The following is a 20,179-nucleotide window of genomic DNA, read 5'->3' on the forward strand; positions in this document are numbered from 1 at the left end:
TATCGTTGCTCGGCTGCTGTTAAAATGAACAGCACAAAATGCCGGGAAGGCGCATTAAAGATGTCGCAAGGAAGCATGCAGTGGCGGAGGTGGAATGTGTTAACGCGTGATTTCTTGATGAAGGCAGATTGTAAGACGGCATTTGGTGCTATCGAGGAATCGCTTCTGTGGTCGGCTGAACAACGTGCGGCGTCGCTTGCGGCAACGCTGGCCTGCCGCCCGGATGATGGCCCGGTCTGGATTTTTGGTTACGGCTCACTGATGTGGAACCCGGCGCTTGAGTATGTTGAATCGGCAACCGGAACGCTGCCTGGCTGGCACCGCGCCTTCTGTTTGCGCCTGACCGCCGGACGCGGCAGCGCCTGTCAGCCTGGACGCATGCTTGCACTAAAAGAGGGCGGACGCACCACGGGCGTGGCATACCGGCTGCCGGATACCACGCTGGAAGAAGAGCTGACGCTGCTGTGGAAGCGCGAGATGATCACTGGCTGCTATATGCCCAGCTGGTGCAAGCTGGACCTGGATGACGGCCGCACCGTCAACGCGCTGGTGTTCATTATGGATCCGCGCCATCCGCTGTATGAAGCCGACACCCGAACCCAGGTGATCGCCCCGCTGATTGCCGCCGCCAGTGGACCGCTGGGTACTAACGCCCAGTACCTTTTCTCGCTCGATCAGGAGCTGACGCGCCTCGGTATGCAGGACGACTGTCTGAGTGAGCTGGTGGTGAAGGTGAAAGCGCTGCTGGAAGGAAACCCGCTCAGCAATACGCTGCGGCCGGGTTTTGCATAATATAACGCCCGGCTGACCGGGCGTTTACGATTATGCTGCTACGTAACTAACAGAATGTTCGAGCGACTGGCTGTGGCTGTCGATCAGCACATCCCAGGTGCCGGTGTAGGGCACCGTCAGCCATGCCTTATCGTCCTGGACGGTAAGGATATCGGCCTGCGATTGCTTCTGTCCTTTTGTACTCATCAGATGGATGCGGCAACGCTCTGAGCAACGCACCACTACCGTATCCCCGCCAAACAGTTTCAAACTTGTTTTAACCCGTGCCATTTTATACCCCGTCGTTTTTGCCCATCCCGAGCGTGATGTTGTTCACAATTTACTCATTGCATAACACCAAAGGGGAAGGGGTGGGATGCTGATTTCGATCAAAAAATGGCGTAACGATTAAACAAAAATGACAAAATCCCTGAAACCTTTCAGCCGACGCGCGTTTACCCTGCTTAACGCGCGCCGGGGAAAAATTATATGCGGAAATGGCCTGCGGTCTCAGCAAGGTCGCCCGCCTGGCTTTGCAGCGCACTGGCTGCCGCGGCAGACTGTACAACAAGCTCGGCGTTCTGCTGCACCATGCGATCCAGATGAGTCACCGCGTGGTTAATCTCATGGATCCCTTTCATCTGCTCGCTTGTGGCAATGGATATTTCGCGCATGATGCCAGAGACGCTGCCGATGCTTGAGCGGATCTCATCCATGCTTTCCCCGGCCAGATGCACGTAACGCGAGCCGGTGGCCACGCTGTCGGTGGTGGAGTCGATAAGGGTTTTGATCTCTTTCGCCGCCTGAGCGCTGCGGCTGGCCAGATTACGCACTTCCCCCGCAACGACCGCGAACCCACGGCCTTGCTCCCCGGCTCGCGCCGCTTCCACCGAGGCATTCAGCGCCAGAATGTTGGTCTGGAAGGCGATGCCGTCAATGACGCTGGTAATATCGCCGATTTTCGCGGAAGCCAGTTCGATGGACTGCATGGTACTGATGGCCTGAGCGACGACGTCGCCTCCGCGGGATGCTGCGGCAGAGGCCTTGCCCGCCTGTTCGTTCGCTTCTGCTGCCGACTCGTTGGACTGCGTAACGGAGGCCGTGATCTCTTCCACGGCGCTGGCGGTTTCGCGAAGGCTTGATGCCGCCTGCTCGGTACGCCCGGAGAGATCCTGATTACCCGCCGCAATCTCATGCGCGGCGTTTTTTACTGAGGCGCTGGCGTCTCGTAGCTGGACCATGACCACAGAAAGCTTATCGCTGAAGGCATTAAACGCCTGCGCGATTTGCGCCACTTCATCGCCCCCCTTATCCGGCAGGCGCTGTGACAGATCGTTAGTACCGTTGGCAATGTTGTTCATCGCATCGCGGATATCGGACAGCCTTTTCAGCAGGCGGGCGATCAGAACATGCATAAGGGCGCCGCTCAGCAGGGCGAGGATCGCCAGCGACAGTGCTGATGCTTTCAGCAATGACCGCATCCCGGCGGTGGCATCGTCGTTATCAAGCGCCACAACCAGCAGCCAGTGCGTTCCCGGTACGGTGGTCGCCATGAACGTTTTGTCGCGTCCGTTAAACGTTCCGTCAACCAGGTTGCCGCTTTTCAGAGCGGCAAAATCGATACCCTTGATCGTTTCAGTAAAAGGCTTAAGCGTCAGCGCAGGATCGCTGCCGGCAATCACGGTGCCGTTGCTGTCCAGAAGCAGGCCGCTGCTGGCTGGCGTCGGGTGAATACCGCGCACGTTAGCCACCACGCTGTCCATCGCCACATCGCCCGCTACAACCGCTTTCAGCGTGCCGTTCTCTTTTACCGGTACCGCGAAGGTCACCACCAGTTTCCCGGTGCCCGCGTCCACATAAGGTGCCGTCACTACCGGACCATCGGTGCTGACGACCTGCTGATACCACGGGCGAAGGGTGGGATCGTAATCGGCGGGGACCCCGGTTGGGTCGGAAAATTTCGCCGTCTTGCTGGCATAACCCACGTAGACGTTGGTGAATCCACCTGCCAGTGCCAGCTGTTTAAACACCGGAACCGGATCGTCACTGAGCGCGACTGGCTGCGCCGAAGTAATGACGGTCATTTTGCTATTCACCCAGTCGGCAATTGCCATATTGTGGCTGGCACTGGTGCTGGTCAGAATATCGCGCTGCGACTGCTGATTATCCTGGCGCGTGACCTGAAAGTTAATAACGGTATTAAGAAGAAGGGCGACGACCAGACAGCCTGTCGTCGCGGCAATGATGCGGGCGCGAATGGATCTGAACATAAGTGTAATACCTGCTGTGTTGTTTCCATGCCTATCGGCAACGGTGCAGGTAAACTTGATGCTGAAACCGCGTCCATAAGAAAATAATATTTTTAGCGGGTTATTATTAAAAAGTTAATACTTTATCGGCGGAAAGCGTCCATTCAGCCAGCTCGACCAGCGTGCCAATTTCCACGCCCTCAATCAGCGGCAGCCCGGTGATCCCGCGTCCGTCGGTACAGGTTTTGCACAGTTTGACCGGAACATTTTGCGCGGTCAGGATCTCCAGCATTTGTTGAATGTTGTAGCCTTCTGCGGGTTTCTGACCCTTCAGCCCGGCCGTGACGGCATCGGACATCAAAAAGAGACGCAGCTCCAGTTCATTCTCTTTATCGCGCAGCGCGATTGCCAGGCGCAGGCTGTTGAAAAGGGATTCACTGCCGTAGGCCGCACCGTTGGCGACGATCACAATCTTCTGCATGTTGACTCCTGTTCTTTGAAAAGGCACGAATATTGCTTCTCCAACCGAAGTATACGTATCGGGGAGAGAAAGTATGACGATAGAGGCTGGCAGTTCGCCTGGCGCAACCGAATGGTTCCAGCGTGCGAGAAGGTTGCGTGAGGAACAGCTCGGCAGATTAGCGCAGCTGGGCGAGCTGGTGAACGGCATCAGTCGACTGGTGCATATGCTACAGTGCGAGCGCGGTGCGTCAAATGTCTGGCTCTGCTCACAGGGCAAATTGTACGCCCCTGAATGCAAGGCCAGCAGGGCCCTGGTGGATGAAAACCTTGCGGCACTGTACCTTCTGTTTAACCAACCGCTGCCGGGCAGCACCCTCTGTGAACGTATTGCCAGCGCACTGCACTGCCTTGAAACGCTAACGGTACTACGTGATGGCGTTACAGGTCGCAGCGTCACCGCGCCGCAGGCGATGGAACACTACAGCCGCATACTGCGTCATCTGCTCAGTATCGTACCTCAACTCAGCGACAGCATTGACGATCCGCACATTGCAGGCCGATTTGTGGCGCTTTACAGCCTGATGCAGGGCAAAGAGCTTGTGGGACAAGAGCGGGCGCTGGGGGCTATTGGTTTCACCCAGGGATTCTTTGACGATGAAACCCGCCAGCGGCTGGTGGATCGCATCGACGGCCAGCAGGCGTGCTTTGAGGTGTTTATCTCCCATTGCACTCCAGACGTGCAGGAGACGTTTACCTTCAATTGCCTGCCGGATCTGGAAACGGAAAAACTCAGGCGTGAAGCGTGCACCCGCCAGCCCCCGGCAGATAACGGCGATACCGCCCTCAAATGGTTTGCTCTGCAAACCGCGCGCCTTGAACATCTGCGCACGCTGGAGGAGGTGGCAATTGCCGATCTGATGACGGCCGTTGAGGAGCGTCGTGGTAGCGAAAACCTGCACGTAGCCGATGAACACGACGATATCCTGACGCGGTTTCCGGATAAACCGCTTCTGCCGCTGGTGCGTCAGCAGGCGCGTGAAATTGAGCAACTCTCCCGTCAGCTTGCCTCCCTGCGTGACACGCTGGAGGAGCGTAAGACCATCGACAAAGCCAAAAGCGTGCTGATGACGCACCAGAACATGAGCGAGGAGCAGGCGTGGACGGCCCTGCGTAAAATGGCGATGGATAAAAACCAACGCATGGTGGATATCGCCCGTGCGCTGCTTACGGTGAAAAATCTGTGGAACATACCCCCTAGGGAGTAGTTGCACAGTCAGTGGGCATTTTATGCCTGATTGAGGTGCGTAAAACCGCGCTCTCCTGGCGAAAACCCCGTCATGTCGGGGATGAAAAGCTGGCATCACCTTTGCATTAACTCATTAACCATTTTTGACGATGCGCCAACGGCGGTGCATGCGTCTTCGGGATAAAGGCGTCCAGCGGTGCTTCAGCACCGTCGGGCGCTTTTTTTTGCCTTTTTTTCAGGAGCGATTATGGCGGATTTGTCGAGACGACGGTTATTGCAGGCCAGCATGCTGGCGAGTGGTGCGATGCTGTTGCCGGGTGTCATGCAGGCTGCATGGGCGGCGGGATCAGATAAGCCGGAGCAGGATACCGTGCGTATCGGGTTTATTCCCCTGACCGATTGCGCGCCAGTGGTTATCGCGGCCCTGAAAGGGTTCGATAAAAAACATGGCATTACCATCGTGCCGACCAAAGAGGCGAGCTGGGCGGCGGTGCGCGACAAGCTGGTGGCGGGAGAACTGGATGCGGCGCACATTCTGTACGGCCTGCTGTACGGTCTCGAACTCGGGATCGCGGGTAAGCCGCAGCCGATGGCGAACCTGATGACCCTCAACCAGAACGGTCAGGCCATTACGCTCTCCAGCGATCTGGCGGAGAAGGGCGTTCGTGACCTCGACGGGCTGAAAAAGCTGATTGGGCAGCAGGCGCCGGGAACCTATACCTTCGCGCATACCTTCCCGACCGGGACGCACGCCATGTGGCTCTACTACTGGCTGGCCAGCGCGGGTATCAATCCGTTTGACGACGTGCGCACGGTGGTGGTGCCGCCGCCGCAGATGGTGATGAACATGCGTATCGGCAACATGGTGGGCTTCTGCGTCGGCGAGCCGTGGAACGCGCGGGCGATTAACGACCGCATCGGGTTTACCGCTGCCACGTCGCAGTCGATCTGGGCCGATCACCCGGAAAAAATCCTTGGCACCCGACGCGACTGGGTGGCGAAAAATCCGCATACCGCCCGGGCGCTGGTGAGCGCGGTGCTGGAGGCCGCGCGCTGGATCGACGCATCACCGGAAAACAAACGTGAAACCGCGCAGATCCTTTCCCGCCGCGCCTGGCTGAACTGCAAGGAACAGTATCTCACCGGGCGCATGCTCGGCGAGTACGACAACGGGGTCGGTCAGCGCTGGAAGGATGCGCACCCGATCCGTTTCTTCGATGAGGGTGCCGTGAGCTACCCGTATCTCTCCGACGGTATGTGGTTCTTAACCCAGTTCCGCCGCTGGGGGTTGCTCAACGCCGCGCCGGACTACGCGGACATCGCGCAGCGTATTAACCAGACCGCAGTATGGCAGGATGCCGCGACCGCTGTGGGCGGCATGTCCACACCGTCATCACCGTATCGCAGCAGCACCCTGATGGACGGTACCGTCTGGAACGGCACCGATCCGGAAGGGTACGCCAACCGCTTCGCCATTCACCGTAAGGGGGCCTGAGTATGCAGCATTTGCAAAAGACGAAACCACAAGAGACGTCAGAGAGCGGGGAAGTGATTGTCCTGCCTCCGGTACAGGTTCGCCGCCGCACGCCCGCATTTGCGCGCCGGATGAACGATTTTTCACAGCGCGTCATCCCGGCGCTGCTCGGTCTCGGCCTGCTGGTGCTGCTCTGGCAGCTGGCAGCGATAAACAGTAAAGGTTTCCCGACGCCGCTCAGTACGCTCGACTCGGCCATGACCCTGTTCGCCGATCCGTTTTATCGCGACGGGCCAAACGATATGGGCATTGGCTGGAACGTGCTGGCGTCGTTGCAGCGCGTCGCCATCGGCTTTGGTCTGGCGGCGCTGGCGGGGATTCCGCTGGGCTTTTTGATTGGCCGATTCACCTTTTTCTCACGCATGTTCAACCCGCTGATCGCGCTCCTGCGTCCGGTCAGCCCGCTGGCCTGGCTGCCTATCGGCCTGCTGCTGTTCCAGAAAGCGGAGCCTGCATCGAGCTGGACCATTTTCATCTGCTCTATATGGCCGATGGTCATTAACACCGCTGAAGGGGTGCGCCGTATCCCGCAGGACTACCTTAACGTGGCCCGCGTACTGCAACTCTCAGAGTGGACCATCATGCGTCGCATTCTTTTTCCCGCCGTACTGCCTGCGGTGCTGACCGGGGTACGCCTCTCCATTGGCATTGCCTGGCTGGTGATTGTCGCCGCCGAGATGCTCACCGGAGGTTTAGGCATTGGCTTCTGGATCTGGAATGAGTGGAACAACCTCAACGTCGAAAACATTCTCATCGCCATCGTCATCATTGGCGTGGTCGGGTTGCTGCTGGAGCAGGGGCTGATGCTGATCGCCCGTCGCTTTAGCTGGCAGGAAAAATAAGGAGTGAACATGAAACCGTTAATTCAGGTCCAGGCCGTGAGCCAGCGTTTTTCCACCGCCAGCGGCGAGTTTCTGGCGCTGCAAAACGTCTCTTTTGATATCCACGAGGGCGAAACCGTCAGCCTGATTGGTCACTCCGGCTGCGGCAAATCGACGCTGCTGAACCTCATCGCCGGGATCACGCTGCCGACAGAAGGCGGGCTGATTTGTGACAACCGCGAAATCGCCGGGCCGGGGCCAGAGCGCGCGGTGGTGTTCCAGAACCATTCGCTGCTGCCGTGGCTGACCTGCTTCGACAACGTGGCGCTGGCGGTGGATCAGGTTTTCCGTCACACCATGAGCAAGGCCGAGCGCAAAGAGTGGATTGAGCACAACCTCGACCGCGTGCAGATGGGCCACGCGCTGCATAAACGTCCGGGGGAGATCTCCGGTGGCATGAAGCAGCGCGTCGGGATCGCCCGCGCGCTGGCGATGAAGCCGAAAGTGCTGCTGATGGATGAACCCTTCGGCGCGCTCGATGCGCTGACGCGCGCCCATCTTCAGGATTCGGTGATGCAGATCCAGCAGGCGCTGAACACCACCATCGTGCTCATTACCCACGACGTGGACGAGGCGGTGCTGCTTTCTGACCGCGTGCTGATGATGACCAACGGCCCGGCGGCCACCGTCGGCGAGATCCTGCGCGTCGATCTGCCGCGACCGCGCAACCGGGTGCAGCTGGCGGACGACAGCCGCTATCACCATATGCGTCAGCAGATCCTCCATTTCCTCTACGAAAAACAGCCGAAAGCGGCGTAACGAGGGGGCACGATGCGACTGGTCATTATCGGTAATGGCATGGCGGCAACCCGGCTGATAGCGTCGCTCAGCGGGCGTACTTCCGGTCGGTTTGCTATCACCGTCATCGGTGACGAGCCGGAGCATGCCTACAACCGCATCCAGCTTTCGCCGGTGTTGGGCGGTGAAAAGCAGGCGGAGCACATTTATCTGCATGATGAAGACTGGTACACGGCACGGGGCGTGACGGTACTGCGGGGCGAAAAAGCGATTGCCGTTAACGTGAACGCGCGGGAAGTGCAAACCTCCGTTCGTAAACTTGGCTGGGATGTGCTGGTGTTTGCCACCGGTTCAACCCCCTTTGTTCCGCCAGTTCCCGGCGGCGATGCGCCGCATGTATTCACCTTTCGCACTCTGGCAGAGACCCGCGCTATTCAGAACATCTCCGGTCCGGCGGTGGTACTGGGCGGCGGGGTACTCGGCGTGGAGACCGCGGCAGCGCTGGCATGCAAGGGTGACAACGTCACTCTCGTGCATCGTGGTCCCTGGCTGATGGAACAGCAGCTGGACCAGCAGGCGGGACTGTTGCTGGAAGAGGCGCTGGCGGCGCGGGGCGTGCGCTGTGAGCTTACTTCCGGCATCACGGCGATCACGGACGATGCCGTGACGCTGCTCAACGGACGCCGCATCACCGCCACGCGCGTGGTGCTGGCCACGGGCGTACAACCTAACGTTGCGCTGGCGCAGGCCAGCGGCATTCACTGCGCGCGCGGCATTGTGGTGGATAGCCAAATGCAAACCTCCGTGCCGAATATCTACGCCATCGGCGAGTGCTGCGAAATTGACGGCCAGACGTTCGGCCTGGTCGCGCCCTGTCTGGCGCAGGCGGATATTCTTGCCGCGCGGCTGGCCGGAGAATTCACCGCGCCGTTTACCCTGACCGACAACGGCGTGCGCCTCAAGGTGACCGGCGTGGAGTTGTTCAGCCTCGGACGCGCGACGGCGCAGGCGGACGATGTGGTCTGGAGTTCATGGGATCCGCTGACCCGTCACTATCGACGTTTACTGATCCATCAGGGGGCGCTGGCTGGTGTGCTGCTGATGGGCGACTGCCGCAGCGCGGCAACCTTTACCGATTTACTGGCAACGGCTGCGCCCGCACACGCGGACTGGCTGTTCGATCGTTTCACTACGCAACCGCGGGTTGCAGGACAGAACGCTATGACAAAACCTACTCTGGTGGTGGTTGGGCACGGTATGGTCGGCCATCATTTCCTCGAAGACTGCGTTAACCGCAATTTGCATCAGCAGTATCAGATTATTGTCTTTGGCGAAGAGCGCTATGCGGCCTATGACCGCGTGCACCTGTCGGAATATTTTGGCGGCCGCAGCGCGGACTCACTCTCGCTGGTGGAGGGGGATTTCTTTGCCGACAACGGCATTGAGCTACGCCTCTCGCAGCAGATCGTCGCTCTCGATCGTGATGCACACGTAGTGCGTACCGCCAGCGGGCATGAAACCCACTGGGACAAGCTGGTGCTGGCGACCGGCTCATATCCGTTCGTCCCGCCCGTGCCGGGCAACGATCTCCCGGGCTGCTTTGTCTACCGCACCCTTGACGATCTGGACAACATTGCGGCCCATGCGGCAGGCTCTCGCCGCGGCGTGGTGATTGGCGGCGGCCTGCTGGGGCTGGAGGCGGCGAATGCCCTGAAACAGCTCGGGCTGGAAACCCACGTGGTGGAGTTTGCGCCGAATCTGATGGCGGTGCAGCTCGACAATGACGGCGCGGCGATGCTGCGCAGGAAAATTGAGGCGCTGGGCGTAGGGGTACACACCAGTAAATCGACGACGGAGATTGCCAACGCAGACGGCGGGCTGGTGCTGCGCTTTGCCGATGGCGAGCAGCTGGAAACGGATATGGTGGTCTTTTCTGCCGGTATTCGCCCGCAGGACGCGCTGGCGCGCAGCAGCGGGCTGGCTACAGGTGAGCGCGGCGGGATCTGTATTGACGACGGCTGCCGGACCTCCGATCCCGACGTGCTTGCCATCGGTGAATGCGCCCTGTGGGAGGGGAAAATCTTTGGCCTCGTGGCCCCGGGCTACCAGATGGCGCGCGTGGCCGCTGCCGCGCTCGCGGGTGAAGATAAAACCTTCACCGGCGCGGATATGAGTACCAAACTCAAGCTGCTCGGCGTCGACGTGGCCTCGTTCGGAGATGCTCACGGCCGCACGCCGGGGGCGCTGAGCTACCAGTGGACGCACGGCCCGCAGCAAATCTACAAGAAAATTGTGGTCAGCCACGACGGCAAAACCCTGCTGGGCGGCGTGCTGGTGGGGGATGCCAGCGAATACGCCACGCTGGTGCAGATGATGCTCAACGGCATCAGTCTGCCAAAAGAGCCGGAAACGCTGATTTTACCCGCGCTGTCAGGCAGCGCGCCGAAAGCGCTGGGCGTGGCGGCGCTGCCGGAAAGCGCGCAGATCTGTTCATGTCATAACGTCAGCAAAGGGGATATCTGCCGGGCAGTAAGCGCGGGCGCAACGGATATCGGCGCCATTAAACAGTGCACCAAAGCGGCAACCGGATGCGGAGGCTGTAGCGCGCTGGTGAAGCAGGTCATGGAGTGCCAGCTTGCGGAGCAGGGCGTGGAGGTGAAAAAGGATATCTGCGAACACTTCCCTTACTCGCGTCAGGAGATTTACCACCTGGTGCGCGTCAACCATATCCGCACCTTCGACCAGCTTATCAGCCGCTACGGTCAGGGGCACGGGTGCGAGATCTGTAAGCCGCTGGTGGGATCGGTGCTGGCGTCCTGCTGGAACGAGTATCTGCTGAAACCGACGCACCTGCCGTTGCAGGACACCAACGACCGTTATTTCGCCAATATTCAGAAGGACGGAACGTACTCCATTGTGCCGCGGATGCCCGCAGGGGAAGTGACCGCCGACGGGCTGATCGCCATCGGCCAGATTGCGAAACGCTATAGCCTGTACAGCAAAATCACCGGCGGGCAGCGTATTGACCTGTTTGGCGCCACGCTCGAACAGTTGCCGGAGATCTGGCAGGCGCTGGTGGAGGCCGGGTTTGAGACCGGGCACGCCTACGGGAAATCCCTGCGCACGGTGAAATCCTGCGTCGGGTCAACCTGGTGTCGCTACGGCGTGCAGGACTCCACCGGCCTTGCGGTCCGGCTGGAGCACCGCTACAAGGGCCTGCGCGCGCCGCACAAAATCAAAATGGCGGTCTCCGGCTGTACCCGCGAGTGCGCGGAGGCGCAGAGCAAAGACGTGGGGGTGATTGCCACGGACAAAGGCTGGAACCTCTATCTGTGCGGCAACGGCGGGATGAAGCCGCGCCATGCAGATCTCTTCGCCAGCGATCTGGACGACGAAACGCTGATCCGCACCGTTGACCGGTTCCTGATGTTCTACATTCGCACGGCAGATCGTCTGCAACGCACCAGTACCTGGATGGATAATCTGGAAGGCGGGCTAGACTATCTGCGCGAGGTGATCCTGAACGACAGCCTCGGCATCGCCCACGAACTGGAGCAGGAGATGGCCCGGGTGGTGGAGACCTACCAGTGCGAGTGGCAAACCACCCTTAACGATCCCGATCGCCTGGCGCTGTTCCGCACCGCGGTGAATGCCCCTGCCGGGGAGGAGAACAAGCGCTGGCAGGAAATTTGCGCTATCGACGAGATCCCGGAGCAGGCGGGCATCGGCGCGCAACTTGGGCACAAACCGATTGCGCTGTTCCGCTTTGGCAAAACCGTTTATGCCCTCGACGATCGGGAGCCGGGCAGCCGCGCGAACGTGCTCTCGCGCGGCATCCTTGGCGATGCGGCGGGTGAACCGGTGGTGATCTCGCCGCTCTACAAGCAACGTATTCGTCTGCGCGACGGGTGTCAGGCTGAGAGCGGGGCGCCTGCGGTGCGTGCCTGGCCAGTAAAAATTGAAAACGGCAGGGTGTGGGTTGGAAATGAAGAGCTGGTGATGCGTGCGGAGGCCTCATGACGGAAACCCGGACAACGTGCCCATACTGCGGTGTGGGCTGCGGCGTGGTCGCCAGCACAAACGGTGAAAAGGTGAGTATTCGCGGAGATGAAACCCATCCTGCGAATTTCGGTCGCCTGTGCGTAAAAGGCTCTGCCCTCGGGGAAACCACGGGGTTGCAGGGACGCCTGTTGCGCCCGGTTGTCGACGGCCTGGAGGTGGAATGGCCGCAGGCGCTGGGCGAAGCGGGTGAGCGGCTGCGGAACATCATCAACGAATGGGGGCCGCAGGCGGTGGCGTTTTACGCCTCCGGCCAGCTGTTGACCGAGGATTACTATGCCGCCAACAAGCTGATGAAAGGCTTTATCGGGGCGGCGAACATTGATACCAACTCGCGGCTGTGTATGTCGTCGGCGGTGGTGGGCTACAAGCGCGCCTTCGGTGAAGACGTGGTGCCGTGCAGCTACGAGGATGTGGAAAACAGCGATCTGGTGGTACTCGTTGGATCAAACGCGGCCTGGACGCATCCGGTGCTGTATCAGCGGCTGGTGCAGGCAAAACACAACAATCCGCAGATGAAAGTGGTCGTGATCGATCCGCGTAAAACCGCCACCTGCGATATCGCTGACCTGCATCTGGCGCTCAGGCCCGGCAGCGACGCCGGGCTGTTTGTGGGGTTGCTCAATCTGATTCAGGGCACCGATGAGTGGCCGATTGCCCGCGTGGCGGCGTTTTGCGATCTGCATTCAGACGAGACTGGCACCTTCTACGACTGGTTTGTCACCGCGCCTCGCGCCATTACGCTTTACACCATGGGGGTCAACCAGTCCTCCAGCGGCAGCGACAAGTGTAACGCCATCATTAACGTGCATCTTGCCAGCGGGAAGTTCAACCGTCCGGGCTGCGGCCCGTTTTCGCTGACCGGACAGCCAAACGCCATGGGCGGGCGGGAAGTGGGCGGGCTGGCGAACCAGCTGGCAGCGCACATGAACTTCGAGCCGGACGATCTCTCGCGGGTGGCGCGTTTCTGGGGAACGGAACGGCTGGCGCAGACCCCGGGTCTGATGGCGGTGGAACTGTTTGACGCCATCGCCCGCGGCGAGGTGAAGGCGGTGTGGATCATGGGCACCAACCCTGCCGTGTCGCTTCCCGACAGCCACGCGGTGTGCCAGGCCCTGGCGACCTGCCCGCTGGTTATCGTATCTGAGGTGATGCAGGAGACCGACACCAGCCGGTTTGCCCATATTCGTTTTCCCGCCCTGGGCTGGGGCGAGAAAAACGGCACGGTGACCAATTCTGAACGCCGTATCTCCCGCCAGCGCGCCTTTCTGCCAGCGCCGGGCGAGGCTAAACCGGACTGGTGGATCATCGCCCGGATCGCCGAGCAACTCGGCTATGGCGATGCCTTCGCCTGGGCGCATCCTCAGGAGATATTTTGTGAACATGCGGCGCTGACGGCGTTTGAAAATAACGGCGAACGGGCGCTGAATCTGCGCGAACTGGCGTCGCTGACGCGAGAGGCGTGGGACGGGCTGGCGCCGTACCAGTGGTGTGCGGGGGATTTCCCGCAAAGAACGATCGTTCCGGTCAGCCCGTCCTCGCATGGGGCAGGCGTCGACGAATTGTATCCCCTGATACTGAACACCGGGCGGATCCGCGATCAGTGGCACACCATGACGCGCACGGGGTATGTTCCGCGCCTGATGCAGCATATCGACGAGCCTGTTGTTGAGATGAACGCAACCGATGCGGCGCGCGCCGGGCTGACGGACGGCCAGCTGGCGCGGATAAGCTCCCCGCGCGGGGTTATGGTGGCCAGAGTCCATATTTCCCCCTGTCAGCGTGCGGGAGAACTGTTTGCGCCGATGCACTGGAACGCGCAGTTTGCCCGGCAGGGAAAGGTCAATGCGCTGGTGGAAGGGCGGGTGGATGCCTGCTCCGGCCAGCCGGAGAGTAAACAAACCGCGGTGAGGATCATGCCCTGGCTACCTGCCTGGCAGGGAGAACTGTATGCCCGCGAGCTGCCAGCGTTGCCGTCGTCGGTCTGCTGGTGGCGTAAGGCCTCACGTCTGACGGTGGCGGGGGATCGGCCGTTGTTGTCGTGGGTGATGGAGTATGCCAGCGGTCGGGGTTGGCAGCTACAGGTGGCACAGACGGGTGAACGCAGCAGCGTGCTCGCCTGGCATCACGGCGCGCTGATGCTGGGCTACTGGGAGGGCCATACGCTGCCAGCGCTGGCGCATGCGTTTATTGAAGACGCCTTCGCCGCTGCGCCCGTACAGATCGCTGAACGCCATGCGCTGCTGCACGGACAACGGCCAGGCGAAAGTGCCGATCCCGGGCGAATTATCTGTAGCTGCTTTAGCGTGGGTGAAAATACGATACGTAAGGCGATAGCCGAAGGCTGTGATTCTGCCGCAGCGCTGGGAGCGAAGCTGCGCTGCGGCACGAACTGCGGCTCCTGTGTGCCGGAGCTGAAAGGGCTGTTTGGATAAGAGTGTAAGGGCGTCGGGTGGCGGCGTTGCCTTACCCGACCTACGGGCCGCCACCCGACAATTCTGTTCAGGATATTCCTGAAATTTACGTTAAGACTGGTTTTCAGGGCTTATGGCGTTAACATAATACGTGTTTGTTCATAAACACAGGTTCTGATTGACGACGTTGAAGGCTGTATCGTCCCGCATCCGTTTTCTTCTGTTACTCCCCCTTCTTACGGCTGGAGCTGTTCACGGTGCGCCGAAATCCTTCGTGCAGCAGGCGCAAAATCCGTTTGATAACAACGGCGACAGTCTGCCGGATCTGGGTATGGCGCAACCGACCAGCGAAGGTGAAAAGCACCTGGCCGAAATGGCAAAAGCCTTCGGGGAAGCCAGTATGACCGATAACGGCCTGACGGCCGGGCAGCAGGCGCGACAGTTCGCGTTTGGTCAGGTGCGGGATGCCGTCAGCGGGGAGGTTAACGAGCAGATCGAATCCTGGCTTTCACCCTGGGGGAACGCCAACGTCAATGTATTGGTGGATGACGACGGTAACTTCAACGGCAGCAGCGGAAGCTGGTTTATCCCCTGGAACGATAACAGCCGTTATCTGAGCTGGAGCCAGCTTGGCCTGACGCAGCAGACAGACGGGCTGGTGAGCAACATCGGGGCAGGCCAGCGCTGGGTTGCCGGTGACTGGCTGTTGGGCTACAACACTTTTTACGACAATTTGCTTGAAGACAACCTGCAACGTGCCGGATTGGGGGCTGAGGCGTGGGGGGAAAACCTGCGTCTGTCGGCCAATTACTACCAGCCGTTCGCTGGCTGGCAGCCGCGTTCCGACATCCGTGAGCAGCGCATGGCGCGCGGATACGACGTGACGGCCAAAGCCTGGCTTCCCTGGTTTCATCATCTGAACACCAGCGTCAGCTTTGAACAGTATTTTGGCGATAACGTCGATCTGTTTAACAGCGGTACGGGGTACCACAACCCGGTGGCGGTCAACCTGGGGCTGAACTATACCCCCGTTCCGCTGGTCACCCTGACGGCTGCCCATAAGCAGGGGGAGAGCGGCGTTAGCCAGAATAACCTCGGGCTGAAACTCAACTATCGCTTTGGCGTGCCGCTGGCGAAACAGCTTTCCGCCGGTGAAGTGGCAGCGACGCGCTCGCTGCGGGGCAGCCGCTATGATTCACCCGAGCGCGATAATCTCCCGGTCATGGAATTTCGTCAGCGTAAGACCCTTTCTGTATATCTGGCTACGCCGCCGTGGGATCTTAAACCGGGCGAAACTGTCATGCTGAAGCTGCAAATTCGCAGCACGCACGGTATCCGTCAGATCCACTGGCTGGGTGATACCCAGGCCCTGAGCCTGACTTCTCCGACAAACAGCAATAGCAGCGATGGCTGGAGCGTAATCATGCCCGCCTGGAACGATGCGGAAGGGGCAAAAAACGAATGGCGGCTCGCGGCCGTGGTGGAAGATAAGGATGGGCAGCGTGTCTCTTCCAATGAGATCACGCTTTCCGTGGTGCAACCGCTCGTCGCAATGCCTGACGACGATCCACGGTGGAAGTTGCTGCCGGATGAGTAAGTTAAAAAATGCGCTCCTGATGCACCCAGACGGCGGCTTCGACGCGGGATTTTAGCTTCATTTTCTTCAGCATGTGTTTTACATGCACTTTGACCGTACTCTCGGTGATGTCCAGACGTCGGGCGATCATTTTGTTAGGCAGACCCTGGGCAATCAGCTTCAGAATGTCGCGTTCGCGCGGGGTCAACTGGCTGACGTCACGGTCAGACGTGGCGCGGTTCGCACGCAGGCTGGCGGCCAGCACCGGCGTTAACGCTTCACTCAGCACCATCTCGCCTGCGGCAGCCTGTTGCAGCGCCTTGAGCAGATCTTCCGGCTCCATATCTTTCAGCAGATAGCCGTCTGCCCCACGCTTGAGGGCCGTGACCACGTCTTCTTCATGGTTGGAAACGCTAAAGACCACCACCCGGCCAGAGAGGGATTTCTCCCGCAGCTTGTCGAGGGTTTCCAGGCCATTCATGCCCGGCATGTTGAGATCGAGCAAGATCAAATCAGGATCGAGCGATTCGGCAAGTTCAATACCCTGTTCGCCATTGCTGGCTTCCCCGACGACGGTGATATCTGGCGCCATGCTGACAAGCTGTTTAACGCCGGTGCGCAGCATCGGATGATCGTCAATCAACAGGATAGATGCCGGTTCCTGATTAGTCATGGTTTTCTCCTTGAGCAGTTATGAGGGGCTTTTCGGGTATAAAGGTGACCACGACTTCGGTGCCACCTGACTCTCCCCGGCGAACCTGGCAATCACCGCGCAGGCTTTGCGCGCGGTCTCGCATGATAATTAAACCATAGTGGTTCGTTCGTTCGGCATTTTCCGGCACGCCGCGGCCGTTATCCTGAACCCTGAGCTTGACCTGATTGTCCTGGCAACTGACGGTCACCGTGACGGCCGTCGCTTCGGCATGCTTGAGCACGTTGCTCAGGGCTTCACGGGCAATTTGCAGCAAATGGATCGCCTGGTGAGAGGGGACAAAACGCGGTGGAAGCTGGTAATCCAGCTTCACCGGGAAGCCCAGCCGGGCGCTAAATTCCTGACAGCTGGATTCCAGCGCAGGGCGCAGCCCCGGCTCGGTGAGCTGCAAACGGAAGGTGGTCAGCAGCTCGCGAAGCTGTATCCACGAGGTGTTCAGTTCGTTGCGGATTTGGCTGAGCAACGCTTTGTTGCTTTCGGGCATCCCTTCGTCCTGCATTTGCAGGCAGCTCACCTGCATCTTCATGCAGGAGAGAGACTGGGCAATGGAGTCATGCAGCTCGCGGGCGATGGTGGCGCGCTCCTCCATGACGATCAACTGCTGCTGTTTTTCCTGGTGACGGTCGAGCGCCAGCGTGGCCGTGAGCTGCTCAACCAGCGTATCCACCAGCTGCTGCTGGTCGTGGCTGAGATGGCGCCCCGCAGGCAAGGTTGCCAGTAAAATACCGTACTGGGTGTGGGCGTCCATCAGCCGCCACTTCAGGGTTGTGCCGCTGGTGGTGAGCGGAGGCAACCCGCGCGGGCACAGATGACACCCTTTATCGTCGCAGGAGATATCCGACTGGCAGGTAAATTCCTGGTGGTTTTCCTCATCTTCGATGTCGTAAACCCGTAGCTCAAGATCGTGGAGCAGCGTCAGGTTTTGCAGGCCGTTCAGTACCGGTGAGAGACGCTCGCAAAGCGGGACCTGCATATGCAGGCGGCGGTTCGCCTGCCACAGGAAAGAGAGGATCTCGTTTTTCTGCTCAAGCCCGGCGGTTTTCTCCTGGACGCGTTTTTCCAGTACCGCGTAGCTTTCTGATAGCTCCGCCGACATGGTATTGAGCGCCTCGCCGAGCATCGCCATTTCGTTGCGTCCGCTGATGTGCGTGCGTTGGGTAAAATCGCGCTGGGTGACGGCGCGGGCCATTGCCAGCAGTTGTTTCCAGGGATTAAGCAACCGTGCGCGCAGCCAGATCACCGTGAAAATTAGCAGTAAGCCCATAAACAGCGCCATTGCGCGGTGAACCATCACCACACGGTCAATGCGTAACTCTGTGGTGCGATCGAACGAGGAGACAAGATGATCGATACGTGACACAAACCCGGCGACATCCTGGGCGACCGTTTCCCGATCTTTCGCCCGCTTTAACCCGGGCTCCAGCTGGGTATGCCAGTAGCCCTGAAGCGCCTTAAGCTGCAACTGCTGACCGTCACGGATCGCGGCTCTTTCCAGCTCAGGGCTGAATGCGGTACGCTCCATTTCGTCGATAAGCGATTGGTCAGCCTGCGTCAGCGGCACCGACGCCAGCAGCCGGTAACTCTGCATACGTAACGAGCCTGCCTCGTTGATGGCATGCGCATTACCCTGTACACCCTGTACCAGCCAGCCAGAAATAGCCATGCCGGTCACACCAATTGCGGTGGACAGCAGAACAATGAGCGCCAGCTGGTTAACCAGCGTCAGCGGGGATAAACATCTTTTTAACATAGAGTTGCCGGGCTCCTGACGTGACCTGATTGCAGGAATGGCGCTATTCTGGTGCATACCCTGGAGTATACCCATACCAATAAAGGATTACCTCTAAATTGCCAGAGGGGTAACGGTTAGTGGGTGGACGAAGCAGGGATGCCTCAGCACCGTGAAAAACCACACCTTTTTTACGTTTTGCATCTACTCATTAAGAGTGATGGCTTTTTTTTCGCCGCAAAACCTCCCACTTTTCCTTTGATTTATATCAACTTACCGCCGCTCTAAAGCCCTAATGTTTGCAGCATCATTCGAGAATCAGAGGTGTCTATGAGTCACTCTTCCGCTCCCGAAAGGGAAACTGGTGCCGTAATTACAGACTGGCGTCCAGAGGATCCGGCGTTCTGGCAACAGCGCGGCCACCGTGTAGCAAGTCGTAATCTGTGGATTTCCGTTCCATGTCTGTTACTGGCGTTTTGCGTCTGGATGTTGTTCAGTGCGGTTGCGGTTAACCTGCCAAAAGTGGGCTTTACCTTTACCACCGATCAGCTGTTTATGTTGACCGCGTTGCCGTCGCTTTCAGGCGCACTGCTGCGCGTCCCTTATGCCTTTATGGTGCCTGTCTTCGGCGGTCGTCGCTGGACGGCTTTCAGTACCGGGATCATGATCGTGCCGTGCGTGTGGCTCGGTTTTGCGGTGCAGGATACCTCCACGCCGTTTAGCGTATTTGTGATTATCTCTCTGCTGTGCGGTTTTGCCGGGGCGAACTTTGCGTCCAGTATGGCAAACATCAGCTTCTTCTTCCCGAAAGCGAAGCAGGGCGGCGCGCTGGGCATTAACGGTGGTCTGGGTAACATGGGCGTGAGCGTGATGCAGCTGATTGCTCCGCTGGCGATCTCAGTCTCTATCTTTGCAGCCTTTGGTGGCGGCGGTGTGACGCAGCCCGACGGCTCTGTGCTGTTCCTGCAAAATGCCTCCTGGATTTGGGTTCCGTTCCTGGTGGTCTTTACGCTGGCGGCGTGGTTCTTCATGAACGACCTGTCCGCGTCCAAAGCGTCCCTGCGCGAGCAACTGCCGGTTCTGAAACGCGGCCACCTGTGGGTGATGGCGCTGCTGTATCTGGCGACCTTCGGCTCGTTCATTGGTTTCTCCGCAGGCTTTGCCATGCTGTCGAAAACCCAGTTCCCGGACGTGCAGATCCTTCAGTTTGCCTTCTTCGGTCCGTTTATTGGTGCGCTGGCACGTTCGCTGGGCGGCATGATCTCCGACCGTCTGGGTGGGACGCGCGTTACGCTGGTGAACTTTGTTGTAATGGCGATCTTCTGTGCGCTGCTGTTCCTGACGTTGCCTGCGGGTGGTGAGGGCGGTAACTTCTTTGCCTTCTTCGGCGTCTTCATGGTGCTGTTCCTGACGGCTGGGCTGGGCAGTGCGTCTACATTCCAGATGATCTCTGTCATCTTCCGCAAGCTGACCATGGACCGCGTGAAAGCGCAGGGCGGGAGCGACGAGCAGGCGATGCGTGAAGCCGCCACCGATACCGCTGCGGCGCTTGGGTTTATCTCTGCGATTGGCGCAATTGGCGGCTTCTTCATTCCAAAAGCGTTCGGTATCTCACTGGATCTGACCGGCTCTCCGGCGGGTGCAATGAAGGTATTCCTCGTCTTCTATATCGCCTGCGTGGTTATCACGTGGCTGGTATATGGCCGTAATACCAAGAAAAATAAGTAAGCTTGATTATCCGTTTGCGCGGCCTGAGTGCCGCGCTTTTTTTTATTCTCCCAATAGTTACAACATACTAACGATTCTTA

14 protein-coding genes are annotated in these 20,179 nt (G+C 59.3%); 9 read left to right on the forward strand and 5 right to left on the reverse strand.

Annotated features, from left to right (window positions below):
* The first annotated feature begins 96 nt into the window (after positions 1-96).
* A complete protein-coding gene (locus BH712_RS01080) occupies positions 97-792 on the forward strand; it encodes a gamma-glutamylcyclotransferase (protein WP_032673877.1) in 696 nt (231 codons plus the stop codon).
* A gap of 30 nt (positions 793-822) precedes the next feature.
* Here the strand turns inward: BH712_RS01080 and BH712_RS01085 are convergent, their stop codons facing one another.
* From BH712_RS01085 to BH712_RS01095, 3 genes are all read right to left on the reverse strand, one after another.
* Positions 823-1,062, reverse strand: coding sequence for a hypothetical protein (locus tag BH712_RS01085; RefSeq protein ID WP_015570352.1), 240 nt, complete (start codon positions 1,060-1,062; stop codon positions 823-825).
* Positions 1,063-1,256: 194 nt separating this feature from the next.
* Positions 1,257-3,041, reverse strand: coding sequence for a methyl-accepting chemotaxis protein (locus BH712_RS01090; protein ID WP_006810908.1), 1,785 nt, complete (start codon positions 3,039-3,041; stop codon positions 1,257-1,259).
* Between the two features lie 106 nt (positions 3,042-3,147).
* Positions 3,148-3,501, reverse strand: coding sequence for a DsrE/DsrF/TusD sulfur relay family protein (locus BH712_RS01095; RefSeq protein ID WP_006810907.1), 354 nt, complete (start codon positions 3,499-3,501; stop codon positions 3,148-3,150).
* Between the two features lie 73 nt (positions 3,502-3,574).
* Between BH712_RS01095 and nasR the strand changes: the two genes are divergently transcribed.
* The 7 genes from nasR (at position 3,575) to BH712_RS01140 (ending at position 15,951) form a co-directional block, all read left to right on the forward strand.
* The gene (gene nasR, locus BH712_RS01100; RefSeq protein ID WP_006810906.1) at positions 3,575-4,747 is read left to right on the forward strand and encodes a nitrate regulatory protein NasR; all 1,173 of its coding nucleotides are present in this window, start codon (positions 3,575-3,577) and stop codon (positions 4,745-4,747) included.
* A 228-nt stretch (positions 4,748-4,975) separates the two neighbouring features.
* Complete coding sequence (locus BH712_RS01110) at positions 4,976-6,223, forward strand: CmpA/NrtA family ABC transporter substrate-binding protein (RefSeq protein WP_032673876.1); 1,248 nt, start codon at positions 4,976-4,978, stop codon at positions 6,221-6,223.
* Between the two features lie 2 nt (positions 6,224-6,225).
* The gene (gene ntrB, locus BH712_RS01115; protein WP_006810904.1) at positions 6,226-7,104 is read left to right on the forward strand and encodes a nitrate ABC transporter permease; all 879 of its coding nucleotides are present in this window, start codon (positions 6,226-6,228) and stop codon (positions 7,102-7,104) included.
* Between the two features lie 9 nt (positions 7,105-7,113).
* The gene (locus BH712_RS01120; RefSeq protein WP_006810903.1) at positions 7,114-7,902 is read left to right on the forward strand and encodes an ABC transporter ATP-binding protein; all 789 of its coding nucleotides are present in this window, start codon (positions 7,114-7,116) and stop codon (positions 7,900-7,902) included.
* A 12-nt stretch (positions 7,903-7,914) separates the two neighbouring features.
* Positions 7,915-11,901 carry a nitrite reductase large subunit NirB gene (nirB, locus tag BH712_RS01130; protein WP_006810902.1) on the forward strand — a complete coding sequence of 1,329 codons (3,987 nt, stop codon included), beginning with the start codon at positions 7,915-7,917 and terminating at the stop codon, positions 11,899-11,901.
* Positions 11,898-14,375: a nitrate reductase gene (locus BH712_RS01135; RefSeq protein WP_006810901.1), complete on the forward strand. Its 2,478-nt coding sequence runs from the start codon at positions 11,898-11,900 to the stop codon at positions 14,373-14,375. The genes nirB and BH712_RS01135 overlap by 4 nt, the downstream gene beginning before the upstream one ends.
* Positions 14,376-14,532: 157 nt before the next feature.
* On the forward strand, positions 14,533-15,951 hold the full coding sequence (locus BH712_RS01140) for a YchO/YchP family invasin (RefSeq protein ID WP_006810900.1): 1,419 nt from the start codon (positions 14,533-14,535) through the stop codon (positions 15,949-15,951).
* Position 15,952: 1 nt separating this feature from the next.
* Here the strand turns inward: BH712_RS01140 and narL are convergent, their stop codons facing one another.
* On the reverse strand, positions 15,953-16,603 hold the full coding sequence (narL, locus tag BH712_RS01145; protein WP_003856701.1) for a two-component system response regulator NarL: 651 nt from the start codon (positions 16,601-16,603) through the stop codon (positions 15,953-15,955).
* Complete coding sequence (narX, locus tag BH712_RS01150) at positions 16,596-18,392, reverse strand: nitrate/nitrite two-component system sensor histidine kinase NarX (protein WP_032673874.1); 1,797 nt, start codon at positions 18,390-18,392, stop codon at positions 16,596-16,598. Before narX ends, narL begins: the two co-directional genes overlap by 8 nt.
* A 309-nt stretch (positions 18,393-18,701) precedes the next feature.
* Here narX and BH712_RS01155 point away from each other — a divergent pair, with 309 nt between their 5' ends.
* Positions 18,702-20,099 carry a NarK family nitrate/nitrite MFS transporter gene (locus tag BH712_RS01155; protein WP_032673873.1) on the forward strand — a complete coding sequence of 466 codons (1,398 nt, stop codon included), beginning with the start codon at positions 18,702-18,704 and terminating at the stop codon, positions 20,097-20,099.
* Positions 20,100-20,179: the final 80 nt, after the last annotated feature.

It is taken from the genome of Enterobacter hormaechei ATCC 49162, assembly GCF_001875655.1.
In the GTDB taxonomy this organism is placed as follows: domain Bacteria; phylum Pseudomonadota; class Gammaproteobacteria; order Enterobacterales; family Enterobacteriaceae; genus Enterobacter; species Enterobacter hormaechei.

Excerpts from the sequence above, each read along its gene's own strand:
- BH712_RS01085 (WP_015570352.1), bottom strand. The coding sequence starts at position 1,062 with ATGGCACGGGTTAAAACAAGTTTGAAACTGTTTGGCGGGGATACGGTA.
- BH712_RS01090 (WP_006810908.1), bottom strand. The coding sequence starts at position 3,041 with ATGTTCAGATCCATTCGCGCCCGCATCATTGCCGCGACGACAGGCTGT.
- BH712_RS01095 (WP_006810907.1), bottom strand. The coding sequence starts at position 3,501 with ATGCAGAAGATTGTGATCGTCGCCAACGGTGCGGCCTACGGCAGTGAA.
- nasR (WP_006810906.1), top strand. The coding sequence starts at position 3,575 with ATGACGATAGAGGCTGGCAGTTCGCCTGGCGCAACCGAATGGTTCCAG.
- BH712_RS01110 (WP_032673876.1), top strand. The coding sequence starts at position 4,976 with ATGGCGGATTTGTCGAGACGACGGTTATTGCAGGCCAGCATGCTGGCG.
- ntrB (WP_006810904.1), top strand. The coding sequence starts at position 6,226 with ATGCAGCATTTGCAAAAGACGAAACCACAAGAGACGTCAGAGAGCGGG.
- BH712_RS01120 (WP_006810903.1), top strand. The coding sequence starts at position 7,114 with ATGAAACCGTTAATTCAGGTCCAGGCCGTGAGCCAGCGTTTTTCCACC.
- nirB (WP_006810902.1), top strand. The coding sequence starts at position 7,915 with ATGCGACTGGTCATTATCGGTAATGGCATGGCGGCAACCCGGCTGATA.
- BH712_RS01135 (WP_006810901.1), top strand. The coding sequence starts at position 11,898 with ATGACGGAAACCCGGACAACGTGCCCATACTGCGGTGTGGGCTGCGGC.
- narL (WP_003856701.1), bottom strand. The coding sequence starts at position 16,603 with ATGACTAATCAGGAACCGGCATCTATCCTGTTGATTGACGATCATCCG.
- narX (WP_032673874.1), bottom strand. The coding sequence starts at position 18,392 with ATGTTAAAAAGATGTTTATCCCCGCTGACGCTGGTTAACCAGCTGGCG.
- BH712_RS01155 (WP_032673873.1), top strand. The coding sequence starts at position 18,702 with ATGAGTCACTCTTCCGCTCCCGAAAGGGAAACTGGTGCCGTAATTACA.